13 protein-coding genes and 1 riboswitch are annotated in these 12,495 nt (G+C 32.6%); of the genes, 12 read left to right on the top strand and 1 reads right to left on the bottom strand.

Features of this window, described 5'->3' with window-relative positions:
- Window positions 1-166: 166 nt before the first annotated feature.
- Window positions 167-1,048: an ATP-grasp domain-containing protein gene (locus D2K40_RS13680; RefSeq protein ID WP_117156898.1), complete on the bottom strand. Its 882-nt coding sequence runs from the start codon at window positions 1,046-1,048 to the stop codon at window positions 167-169.
- Between the two features lie 100 nt (window positions 1,049-1,148).
- Between D2K40_RS13680 and D2K40_RS13675 the strand changes: the two genes are divergently transcribed.
- The 12 genes from D2K40_RS13675 to pilO all read left to right on the top strand — a co-directional run bounded on the left by D2K40_RS13675 (window position 1,149) and on the right by pilO (window position 12,422).
- Entirely contained in the window at window positions 1,149-2,435 is a 1,287-nt protein-coding gene (locus tag D2K40_RS13675; RefSeq protein WP_162879224.1) for a bifunctional folylpolyglutamate synthase/dihydrofolate synthase, read from the top strand.
- A gap of 130 nt (window positions 2,436-2,565) precedes the next feature.
- Window positions 2,566-3,030, top strand: coding sequence for a prepilin-type N-terminal cleavage/methylation domain-containing protein (locus D2K40_RS13670; RefSeq protein ID WP_117156896.1), 465 nt, complete (start codon window positions 2,566-2,568; stop codon window positions 3,028-3,030).
- 11 nt (window positions 3,031-3,041) lie between these two features.
- Window positions 3,042-3,467 carry a PilW family protein gene (locus D2K40_RS13665; RefSeq protein ID WP_162879222.1) on the top strand — a complete coding sequence of 142 codons (426 nt, stop codon included), beginning with the start codon at window positions 3,042-3,044 and terminating at the stop codon, window positions 3,465-3,467.
- 9 nt (window positions 3,468-3,476) lie between these two features.
- Window positions 3,477-4,964: a pilus assembly PilX N-terminal domain-containing protein gene (locus D2K40_RS13660; RefSeq protein WP_117156894.1), complete on the top strand. Its 1,488-nt coding sequence runs from the start codon at window positions 3,477-3,479 to the stop codon at window positions 4,962-4,964.
- A 32-nt stretch (window positions 4,965-4,996) separates the two neighbouring features.
- Window positions 4,997-6,622 (top strand): GspE/PulE family protein, encoded by a 1,626-nt coding sequence (locus D2K40_RS13655; protein ID WP_117156893.1) that lies wholly within the window; start codon window positions 4,997-4,999, stop codon window positions 6,620-6,622.
- Between the two features lie 10 nt (window positions 6,623-6,632).
- Window positions 6,633-7,673, top strand: coding sequence for a type IV pilus twitching motility protein PilT (locus D2K40_RS13650; RefSeq protein ID WP_117156892.1), 1,041 nt, complete (start codon window positions 6,633-6,635; stop codon window positions 7,671-7,673).
- Window positions 7,674-7,706: 33 nt separating this feature from the next.
- Window positions 7,707-8,909, top strand: coding sequence for a type II secretion system F family protein (locus D2K40_RS13645; protein ID WP_117156891.1), 1,203 nt, complete (start codon window positions 7,707-7,709; stop codon window positions 8,907-8,909).
- A gap of 50 nt (window positions 8,910-8,959) precedes the next feature.
- Window positions 8,960-9,042, top strand: a riboswitch (cyclic di-GMP riboswitch).
- A gap of 51 nt (window positions 9,043-9,093) precedes the next feature.
- Entirely contained in the window at window positions 9,094-9,459 is a 366-nt protein-coding gene (locus D2K40_RS13640) for a competence type IV pilus major pilin ComGC (RefSeq protein ID WP_117156890.1), read from the top strand.
- Window positions 9,460-9,545: 86 nt separating this feature from the next.
- Window positions 9,546-10,301, top strand: coding sequence for a prepilin peptidase (locus tag D2K40_RS13635; RefSeq protein WP_117156889.1), 756 nt, complete (start codon window positions 9,546-9,548; stop codon window positions 10,299-10,301).
- A gap of 13 nt (window positions 10,302-10,314) precedes the next feature.
- A complete protein-coding gene (gene pilM, locus D2K40_RS13630; RefSeq protein WP_117156888.1) occupies window positions 10,315-11,244 on the top strand; it encodes a type IV pilus biogenesis protein PilM in 930 nt (309 codons plus the stop codon).
- A gap of 37 nt (window positions 11,245-11,281) precedes the next feature.
- The gene (locus tag D2K40_RS13625) at window positions 11,282-11,821 is read left to right on the top strand and encodes a PilN domain-containing protein (RefSeq protein WP_117156887.1); all 540 of its coding nucleotides are present in this window, start codon (window positions 11,282-11,284) and stop codon (window positions 11,819-11,821) included.
- Window positions 11,811-12,422 (top strand): type 4a pilus biogenesis protein PilO, encoded by a 612-nt coding sequence (gene pilO, locus D2K40_RS13620; protein WP_117156886.1) that lies wholly within the window; start codon window positions 11,811-11,813, stop codon window positions 12,420-12,422. Before D2K40_RS13625 ends, pilO begins: the two co-directional genes overlap by 11 nt.
- The last annotated feature ends 73 nt before the right edge of the window (window positions 12,423-12,495 follow it).

Below are 12,495 nucleotides of genomic sequence, written 5' to 3'. Positions count from 1 at the left end.
CGTCAGCAGAATATATCGGTCGTCAGCAGAATATATCGGTCGTCAGCAGAATATATCGGTCGTCAGCAGAATATATCGGTCGTCAGCAGAATATATCGGTCGTCAGCAGAATATATCGGTCGTCAGCCAAATATTCAGTCATCCACGAAATATACCTGATTGAAAATTAGCAATTAAGTTCCAATTTAATATGTGAGATGATATGTTCCGCAATATTTACACCAGTATATTTATATATATTCTCAATGTGTGCATTCGTATTAATTTCACAAATTATAGGCTCACCATTTGCACCAATTAATAAATCAACCCCAGCAAAATCAGTGCCTAAAGCTCGTGTAGCCTGGATAGCAAGTTCTTTTTCTTTTCTAGTTGGTTGATAGGCCTCCATTGTACTACCCAACTGTGCATTTGCCCGAAAGTCATTTTCAGCAACGCGTTTTACACTAGCAACTACTTCATCTCCAACTACATATATTCTAATATCTTGCCCGTAACTAGATTTTATAAATTCTTGAAAAACAAAAGGTCGATCATGTACTTGATTGATTTTTTCAATTAGTTGTGTGCGATTCTCTATTAAATAAACCTGCTCACCATAGGATCCATAACCTTCCTTAATTATCATTGGATAATCAAAGGACTTCTCTATATGTAAAAAGTTCTCGCTATTTATTTTTGACCCGGTAAATATTTTGGGGGCTATAATTGTTAATGGGATAGCGAGTTTTTTCTGTCCTAAGGCTTGATACATTAACACTTTATTATCACAAAGTTCAATAGCATTAGCAGAATTAAACACTGGTATTCCAAGTAGTTCAAGTTGTCGAGCTAGAACAATATCTTTGTCAATGAAAATTACAAAAGCAGGAAACTGATCATGATCTAGTAAGCCTAACCCATTTGAACTTACTATAGGTAATACTTGGTCATTCCTTTTTAATTTAATGTCGATTCCTTCTTTTTCACCCGCATATTGAATCCACTTAGAAAAAGTAATAAATTTATTCCCAGTTAAATGTCCATTATAAATCACCCAGCCATACATATTAGAATCCTCTCTCTAGCTATAATAATAGTTTGTATTTTTTGTTATAATGGTTCCATTATGAAGGAAAAGTTAGTTTTTAGAAAGTAGGTCGATTAGATTGTTCCACACATTTGAACAAGTAAACCATTTTTTAGATGAACGGAAGCGTGGAAAGATACTGCCAGGATTAGATAGAGTTGAAAATTTGTTAGAAACAATTGATCATCCAGAAGAAAAGTTTAAATCTATTCATGTAGCTGGTACAAATGGAAAAGGTTCAACAGTAGCGTATATAGCAACTAGTTTAGAAATAAATAATTATAAGGTTGGAACATTTACTTCACCAAGTATAGTTAAGCGAAATGATATGATTCAGATAAATAAAAGGCCAATTTCCGATCAATCTTTTTTAGAGCAGTTTAACCGTCTGTTACCAGGAATTAACGCACTTGATCAACAAGGTAATCCACCTAGTTCATTTGAAATTATCGTTGCGATTGCATTTGGTTATTACGATACTGAAAATGTGGATATAGCATTAATTGAAGCGGGTATGGGTGGTTTAGAAGATGCCACGAATTGTCTTAATCCAATATTATCGATTATTACCACAATTGGAACAGATCATAGCGATTTTCTAGGGAAAACGTATCAAGAAATAGCACTTCATAAAGCTGGAATAATCAAACGCCAAACACCTGTTATTTTAGGTGAAGTTCCGAAACAAGCAGAAAGTGTTGTCCAGGCAACTGCTAAGCAAAATAATGCAAGATTATTACAGTTAGGTGCCGATTTTTACTATCAAAATAGCCAATTAGATCAAAATAAAAAAGAAACATTCACATTCAAAACTGAAAAAGATACGTTTAAATTTACATTAGTAATGCATGGGAAGCACCAAGTACATAATGCTTCACTTGCCGTGATGGCTTTACTTATGCTTGAAGGTATTGGGTTTAGTAGGGCAACTAGTGATATAGAAAATACAATTGGTAGTACCAAACTTATCGGTAGGTTTGAACAAATAGCAACAAATCCAATTGTAATTATTGATGGTGCGCATAATGCTGAAGGTATTGCTGGTTTTATAGAAACTGTTAAACGCTACTTTCCTGCAGAAAAAAAACAATTATTGTTTGCAGCTTTTGCTGATAAACCATTAACAAATATGATTAACCAGGTTGATGACCAATTTGATAAAGTTGTGTTTACAAGCTTTGATCACCCAAGAGCAGCTGAGGCATCTGAATTGTACCAGTACTCCACAAATAAGAATAGAGAGTACCAACACAATTGGCAGGAAGCACTTAATGGACTTTTAAAGAATGAGGCTGATCAAACAATTACTTTTGTGACTGGTTCATTAGATTTTATTGGTAAAGTCAGGGGATTTTTTGAGAAATAAGGATCATTATGCTATTTTTAATATATTCTGATAATTTTAAAAGGGATGTCTATGTCATAATAGGAAATTCATATACAAATAGATTAAATTATACTATATTAAAGTTAAGAATATAGTTAAAAAGGCTGAGATGATAATGACTAAATGTTTTCTGACAAAATTAAGGTCTATATTTATAAAAAAGGAAGACGGCATGACACTAGTAGAAATAATCGTATCAATTGCTATCCTGTCAATAATAGTTCTTACATTCTTAACTTTTTATATCCAATCTGCTAAAGTAAATAATACTTCAAAGGATATTACTGATGCATCATACATTGCACAATCAGTAATGGAAGAAATTTATCATCTAAGCAACACGTTGAGTTATGTGGATACAATTACCTATTTATCAAATAATTATAATGTAGATAGTTCAGATAGCTACTATCAGTATATTTTCACTAAACAATCAGAAGGCAGTAATAACTATAAGATTAGTATTTCATTTACATCTACCACTGAAGATTTAAAGAAAGTAATAGTAAAGGTTTATAGTGATTTAAATATATTAGAAGCACAGTTAGAAACAAAACTATTATGGGGAAGTTAGAAGGTGAGCTAATGTTCAAAAATGAAAAAGGTATGACATTAGTTGAATTATTAGCTGCTTTGGCTTTAATGTCAATAATAATTGCTTTAATTGGATCTGCACATATATTTGGTCAAAAGCAGTACCGGAATCAAACAGAAGAAATAAATTATCAGGAACAGGTTCGTTATGTTATGGCTACTATTACGAAAGAAATACGATCAACTGAATCTGATAAGGTAATGATTACAAATGAAATAAACAAAATAACACTTGGAACAACTAGTTATAAACTAGATCAACCAAATTTTTATAAGAATAGTACTGTACTTAGTGATAAAATCTCAAATTTTATTATCAATGAAGAAGATGGAAAAATCGAAGTATCGATTAGTAGTCTTCCAAATCGAAATGGGAAAATAGAAACATTGTCTACAGTAATTTATTTACGAGAGTAGGTAACGTTTATGCAAAATCAATATAAAAATATGAAAAAAAATGAAGATGGTGCAATCTTAGCAATCGTAATGATGGCTCTAACAGTATTGTCGTTATTAGGATTGGCACTTGCTACAGCTTCATATGCTAATATCAAATTGACCACTGTTGATCGAGATTATCAAGCTACCTATTATATAGCTGAAGGCGGAGCAAATCAGACTTATGCTGATATAAAAAGACTTGTTGAATCGTCATACGAAAACACACATACTGAAGCGGCGTTTTTTGCAGAATTTAATACGCAAATAGATCAAAGAGTGAATGGTGTAAGTATCTCAAACTTTGAGGAGAGTTTTACTGAAAAACCAAGAGCAGAAGTTAAAGTAGAACAAATAACAGATGGCAATCCTCGCTCGTATCAAATTACATCAGAAGGTATAATTGGAAAAAGAACACGGACGGTAATCAAACCCTTTCAAATAAATTGGGAGTCTGGTAGTGCAATGGATGTACCAGAAAATGCCGTCGCAATTATTAAAAATTCTATTTCTTTAAAAGGTAGTGCTTCTCTGAGTGGAGATGTATATATCGATTCACCTAAATCTGAAACAATTGTAATGAAGGGTGGAGCTTCAATTAATAATGGTGACGTTTATGTTCCTGAGAATGCAGTAGGAAAAGCAATCAAAACACCTAATAACTTTGGAGGAACTATACCTGAAGATAAAGTTAATTCAACTTCTATATTGTGGGATGTCTATCAAGAAATTATTGCTGATTTTCCGACTTTTCCAACTTACTCAATAGCAAATGACGAGACAATAGGAGGAGAGTATAATCGCTTCAATGTAATTGATGATGGTAATTTAAATATAAATAGTTGGCAAGTATCTAGCTACGACTACACTTTGAACTTGGCTAAAAACCTTCAGTTTAACCGAATGACTTTTGGATCTAATTATACATTGGATATTATTACGAATAATAAAGATTATAATATTGTAGTTAAAAATCTAGATTTAAGTAATGGTCATATTAATATAATTGGTAGTGGTAAGGTGAACATTTATGTTGAAGATACATTTTCAATAGGTAGTGGTAGTACAATTAATAGCTCAGGTAATACAAATCAGGTAAACATTTACTACAAGGGCTCTAAACCTGTACAAATTTCTGGAGGACAATCAATAAACGGTTCAATTTTTGTAGAGAAAGCAGATATTAAATTGACAGGTGGAGGTAGTTTTGAAGGTTTTTTAGTTAGTGGAGGGACGAGTATTACATACGCTGGTGGTACATATTCCTCAGCATTTGTTCTTGCACCTTATGCAGATGTGGTATTAAAGGGAGGAGCCGGTGTAGATGGTACGATTATCGCTAATAAATTAGAAGGGGTTGGCGGTGTATCAGCAACATTCAACACGATTGACCTTGCTAACTTCCCTTTCGGCACTAACAGTTCTCCATCTGCTGGTGATTTAATTGAAAGACAACCTACTGTAGAGTTAGATTAATATTTTAATATAGTTGCGAAAAGAGGGGTCGAATGGCGATGCGAAACAAACGGAAGCTTGGAGATGTTCTTAAAGAAAACGGATTGATTACAGAACAGCAAATAGTTGAAGTAATAACCAAAAAAAAAGCTAAACAAAAATTAGGAGATGCACTTGTTGAGCAAGGTTATATCACGGAAAAGCAATTATTAGAAGTGTTAGAAGCGCATCTGAAAATCCCAAGTGTTTCATTATATCGTTTTCCAATTGATGAGGGCTTGATAGAACTTATCAGAAAAGAAACAGCACGAGAGAACATTCTTTTTCCTATTCAGCAACAAGAGAGTATTTTAACGGTTGCAATGAATGACCCACTGGATTATTTTGCAATTGATGATTTAGAGTTATCAACAGGGTTTTCGATTAAACCTGTAATTGCAACAAAAGATGATATATTACAAGCAATTAATAAATATTATGACATGGAAGACGCGTATACGGATGAAATATCAGAAAATGAAGAAGCGCCAGCAATTCGTATATTAGATCAAATATTACAAACGGGTGTAACCTTAAAAGCGAGTGATGTTCATATTGATCCTGCAGAAACGAAAGTCGTAATAAGATATAGAGTAGATGGTGTGTTACGAACAGAAAAAACAATTCCAAAGCGGTTACAAAATGCTTTAATTGCACGTGTGAAAATCTTATCGGAATTAAATATAACGGACACACGCTTACCTCAAGATGGAAGAATTCGTCTCATCATTGATGCTAAACCTGTCGATTTACGTATTTCAACCTTACCAACAGTTTTTGGTGAGAAAATTGTTATCCGAATTTTAGATTTAAGTAATATTTTTAAAACATTGACTGAACTTGATTTTTCAAAGGATATTCTAGAAAAATATCAAGGAGTTATCCAACAACCATCTGGATTAATTTTATTAACGGGGCCTACAGGTTCTGGGAAAACAACAACTCTATATAGCTCAATTAATGAATTGAATCAGGAAGGTGTTAATATTATCACGATAGAAGATCCTGTTGAATATCAATTAGAAGGTATTAACCAGGTCCAAGTTAATAGCGCAGTTGGACTTACTTTTGCAAAAGGTTTACGTTCGATTTTGCGACAAGATCCAAATGTAATAATGGTTGGTGAGATTCGTGACCGAGAAACTGCTGAAATAGCAATACGTTCTGCATTAACGGGGCACTTAGTATTTAGTACGTTGCATACAAATAGTGCTATTGCAGCTATACCACGCCTGTTTGATATGGATGTTGAACCTTATCTTGTTGTGTCAGCTTTATCTGCTGTAATGGCACAACGTTTAGTGAAAAAAGTTTGTGTAGACTGTAAACAAACACGGCCTGTGACTAAAATGGAAAAAGAAATTTTTAGTCGATACGATATAGATGTAAACGAGGTGGTTGAAGGTGCTGGTTGTGATAGTTGTAGATCAACCGGATACCGTGGTAGATCAGCAATTCATGAGCTTTTAGTAATTGATGATAAAGTGAAAAAAATGATGATGAACCAATCTGATATGACAGAGATTAAAGCATATGTAAAGCAAAATGGTATGCGGTTCTTAATAGTTGATGGTCTATTAAAAGTGCAACAAGGGATTACAACGTTCGATGAAGTATTACGAGTGGCGACGGAAGAGTAGGTGAATAATCGTGGAAAATAAGCTAGAAGAATTATTAACTATTGCGTTTCACAAAAATGCGTCAGATATCCATTTAACTGTTGGTTCTCAGCCGATCTTTCGAGTAGATGGCCGGCTACAGGTGTATGGAGATAATAAACTAGAGCCTGTTGATACTGAAAAAATGGCTAAATCATTACTTAATGATGAGATGTGGTCAAAATTAATAGATGAAAGAGAATTGGATTTATCACACGGAATTGCAGGAGTTTCACGTTTTCGGATGAATATTTTCTTCCAACGTAATTGTATCTCAATAGCTATTCGAACAATACCAACATCCATTCCTTCCATAGAAGAATTAGATTTACCGAAAGTCTTAAAGGAAATAGCGGAGTTACCACAAGGCTTGGTATTGATAACAGGTCCAACTGGGAGTGGGAAAAGTACTTCTTTGGCATCAATGATTGATTATATGAATAAAACAATGAATCGCCACATTATTACTTTGGAAGATCCGATTGAATATCTCCATCAACATAATCAATGCATTATTGACCAAAGAGAAGTTGGATTTGATACAAGTAGTTTTCAAAAGGGATTACGTGCTTGCTTACGTCAGGACCCAGATGTAATATTAGTTGGAGAAATGCGAGACTTGGAAACAATCTCTACAGCAATAACTGCTGCAGAAACTGGCCATTTAGTTCTAGGTACTTTACATACAACAGACGCATCCTCTACAATGGATCGAATTATTGATGTTTTTCCTGCCCATCAGAAAAGTCAAATCAGAATCCAATTAGCTAACGTACTGGAAGCTATTGTCTCTCAACGCTTGTTCCCATTGGCAAAAGGGGTTGGTAGAGCTGCTGCTACAGAAATTTTAATCAATACTTCTGCCGTTAAGAATTTAATTCGATCAGAAAAAATGCATCAGATCCCCAACACCATGCAAACGTCTAAAGAGTATGGCATGCATACGATGACGATGGATATTAAACGTATGCTGCAACAAGGGATTATAACTCATAAACATGCTTCTCCATATCTTAAAGATATGACTTTCTAATGCAAATTGTTATTGAGAAAGAGGTGAGATTGAATGAATTACTATGCGTATAAAGCAAAAACGTTAGATGGAAAAATAAAAAAAGGAAAAATTAGTTGTGAGAATGAAAAAGAAGCCATCAAACAATTGAAGGATCAAGAATTAATTCTATTTGAAATAAATGAATTAAATTCATTGTTACATAAAGATATTTATATAGGTAATCCAATAAAAAATAAAGATTTTGTTATTTTTTTGCGCCAATTTTCAACTTTGATAGATGCTGGTATTACTTTAGTAGAAACTACCGTTATTCTTGAAGAGCAAACGCAAAGTAAACCTCTTAAAAAAGCATTACAACAAATTCAAAATGATCTAGAAGAAGGGATCGGATTATCTGATGCGTTAGCAGAATTCCCTCGCCTTTTCCCGGAATTATTAATTAGTATGATTCATGCTGGAGAAGTTAGTGGTAATTTAGATGAAATACTTGATAGAATGGCTGCCTATTATGAAAAACAATACCAATTAAAACAAAAGATTATAACTGCTTTAACTTATCCAATTGTGATTGGCATTGTTGCCGTATTTATCACTATTTTTTTACTCGCATATATCGTACCTATTTTCACTGATATGTTCTTATCTTTTAACCAGGAGATTCCTCCATATACAGCAGCTGTATTAAGCATTAGTGATGTTGTTCAATCTTATTGGTGGATCATTATGATATTCATACTGATAATTGGTGTCGTTGTTAGGATTTTAAACCGAAGACCAAATATTTCATATTTATTTGATGTAATTAAACTTCGAATTCCGATTTTCGGTATGTTTATTCAAAAATCTTTACTTGCTAGAATGACTCAAACTTTAAGCTCTTTATTAAACAGTTCTGTACCAATATTACAAGCAGTCACTATAACAGAACGTGTAATAGATAATAAAGTAATAAAACAAGTTTTACGTGAAAGCAGAGATTCACTGGAAAAAGGTGAATCGTTAGCAACTCCTATGAAAAAACATTGGGTTTTCCCTAAATTAATTACACAAATGATTGTAGTTGGAGAACGAACAGGATCAATTGACGCTATGTTAAAAAAGGTTTCTGACTTTTATGAACAAGAGCTAGATGAAGCGTCAGAAAAGTTAAAGTCTTTGATTGAACCTGTAATGATTATATTTTTAGCTTTAATAGTAGGAGCTATTGTTATGGCCATCGTTATACCTATGTTTAGTTTATTTGAAAACGTCTAAAAGTGTAGACAGGTTATGAATATATAGTATAATAGAACCATAGGATAAGATAAATAGTAGAAGCAATGAAGGTTTATCTGTAACTGGGCACTTGGGTAAACTAGAGCTAGTAGTGCAACCGACTGACAACATTTTTGATGCTGTGAGTCTTTTTTTATAAAAGAAAATAAAGAGGAGGAATAATATGTTAACGAAAATGAAACAAATGTTACGTAATGAGAAAGGTTTTACCTTAGTAGAGCTATTAGCAGTTATTGTTATTTTGGGTATTATTGTAACAATTGCCGTTCCTGCGATTGGGAACATTATTAGTGATGCAGAGGGCGATGCAGAAGATGCGCAAGAGGAACTAATCCTTGATGCTGCAAGGCTAGCAGACGTACAAGGGGATTTTGAGAGTGGCACTACTACGGTAGGAGATTTAGTTACGGATGACTATTTAGAAGATAGAATAGAAGATGAAGATGGAGATGGAACTAAAGAATTTGACAAATCAAAAGTAATATATAAAGATGGCGCAACTTACACTTTTACTAACCCGACTAAATAATAAAAGCTATAGCCAATCATTTCTTGCATAAATTATAAGATCCCTTTTCCCTAAGGGGTCTTTCTACTTAATTAGGAGATAAATAAATGGAATTATATTATATTGTTGTGTTTTTTATTTTTGGTAGTGTATTTGGTTCTTTCTACAATGTTGTTGGTTTACGTGTACCTCAAAACAGTTTTTTTCAATCTGATCGGTCTTATTGTCCCCGTTGTGAAAAAACATTGCATTGGTACGAGTTGCTTCCAATTATTTCTTATGTAATTCAAACTGGAAAATGCAGAAACTGTAAAAATAGGATCTCTCCTCTTTATCCTACAATTGAATTATCTACTGCTATCCTTTTTAGTTTTAGCTATTATCTTTATGGATTTGATATTGACCTGGTAATGGCGCTTTTACTAACTTCTTTGTGCGTGATTATCATTGTTTCAGATATTACATATATGCTAATTCCCAATAAGATTCTATTGGTTTTTCTACCAATTTTAATTATTGTACGTATCATTGATCCGATAGAACCTTGGTGGTCTTCATTGGTCGGAGCAGCAATTGGGTTTATTTTATTAATGGTTATTATTCTTGTTAGTAAGGGTGGTATGGGGGCAGGTGATATGAAGCTATTCACTTTACTTGGAATTGTGTTAGGATATAAAGGAATTCTTCTTACCTTTTTTCTATCAACTATATTTGGCACAATTATCACAATATTGTTGTTGCTGACTAAAAGAATTAACCGTAAAAGTGCTATACCATTTGGTCCTTATATTTGTCTAGCTTCATTAACTACTTTTTATTTTGGTAATGAAATAATCAATTGGTATATTACATCATTTTTTTAAAGGATGAACTGAAATGAAATTACTCAACAAAGATAGAATAAACATCGCCATAAATGATACGATGATTCAGTATCTTGTTACAAATAAAAAAAACGAAACGGTTTCTAAAGATCATGGAGAAATACCGTTGGAACAAGGTATTGTTGAGGATGGTAAAATTTTAGATCAACAAAGATTAATCACTATCTTTAAAAATATAGTTAAGGATAAAAAGTGGAAGAATAGAAATGTTGCATTTTGTGTTCCGGATTCTTTTGTCACTATGCGTGAAGAATCAGTTCCTAAACAATTAAATAAGGACGAAGTAAAAAAATATATTGAATTAGAATTAGAAAGCAGTATTCGTCTTCCTTTTAAAAACCCAGTAATAGACTTTGAAGTTATTAAAGAAGAAGAGCGTACAAATAAAATTCTTTTATTTGCTTATCCAAATGAACGATTGCAAGCTTATATAGAAGTGTTTGAGCAAGCAAATTTGAAACTAGTTGTAGCTGACCTTTCATTTCTATCTATATATAGGACTTATTACAATATGGATCTTGCTAATAGAGATGAACATTTGCTTATGATACAGTGGTCTAAAACTGATTTAGTTCTAACTGTTTTTCATGAACAGAAGCCAATCTTCAATCGACATATCCATTTGAATAATAATGATAGAGATGTAATGAAAGGCGCATTAGATAAACATAAATTGATACATAGAGAAATGATAGACGAAAAATTAATTACAATAGAACGTTTTATGGACTTCTATCAGTATTCTATTATGTCAGGTGAAGCGCAGGTATCGCATCTTCTATTAGTCGGTGATTTTCCAAATCAGTTGTTAATAAATGAAATATTATCTTCCCGATTTAATTTACCAATTAAAACAATTACACTTCCTAATGATTTACCACAAGAGTATGCTGCTGTAAATGGATTGACGCTTAGAAAGTAGAGGGAAATCAAACTTCATGGTAAGGGGACCTAACCTTATGATAGAAATAAATTTTGTAGAAAAAAAGAAGATAAATATGTCTCCATACATTTTATTTGCTGCAGTTGTATTGAGTCTGCTTATTATTAGTGTTAGCTTCTTTTTTTACCATACAAATATAGAGAACAAGTATGCTTCCTTACAACAAGAAAGAATTGAAAAGACAGAGATTATAGCTGAAATCACTAAACTTAACACAGTAGAACGACAACAACAAACATTACAAATGCAAATTGAGCAATTAGAAACCTCTGTTTATCCGTCTTTATTTTTGTTAGACGATATCAACGCTAATTTGCCAAATGGTACTTATATAAAAAGCTATATATTTACTGTTGCGGATGGTGTAACAATGAGTATTCATGTAAGTGAGTTGTCACAAGCTGCCGAATTTACCAATAACATTAATGAGAATTCATATGCGGAGAATTTAAATTTAATTAATTTGGAAAAAATAGATGATTACTACTTGGCAACTTTTAATTTTGGAGTCAATAAAGAATATTTAGTAGAAGGGGCTGATTTAAATGATATTTAGATGGTCCCGTATGCACTCAATCATATTAATAGGTTCACTTTTACTAGTTATTCTAATTGCATTTTTCTCTTTTTACCAATATATATATCCACGTCAACAAGAATTAGAGCACTTACAATTAAAGCTTGCAGAACAAGATATACTGATTGAAAATGCAGATCAAAATAGTCAAGAGATAGAAGATGAAGTTGCTAGTTCATTGAATTTACAAAAACAACTTCCAATTGACAAGGCTGTTAATCAACTAATTTTGAATTTTGAAGAAATAGAGAAAATAACAAATACTACAATAACATTAATGACTAAAAGTGAAGATCAATTATCTAACAGCAAAAGTGAAGAAGCTACACCTGATTTGAAGAAAATAAATTATCAACTAAACGTAATATCAACAAATTATGATGACATGAATCAATTTTTAGTAGAGTTGAATAACATGGATCGCCTAGTAGAGATAAATAATATTGAATTCACTCAAATAAATGTAGAGAATTTTGAACTGTCAATTGGTGTAACAGCTTTTTACAACCCTTCGCTTACAGCATTACAAATAGAATCACCAGCTTTTGAATATAACCAACAAGAAGAGGACCAAGATTAATGGTTCTTTTTTTATTGCTCTTTATTATTAGATAAATGTAGTTTTTTGTAACTATTTCGTTGTAATCTTCTGA

It is taken from the genome of Paraliobacillus quinghaiensis (genome assembly GCF_003426025.1).
Lineage (GTDB): Bacteria > Bacillota > Bacilli > Bacillales > Amphibacillaceae > Paraliobacillus_A > Paraliobacillus_A quinghaiensis.
This window is presented reverse-complemented; position numbering and strand designations above follow the sequence as displayed.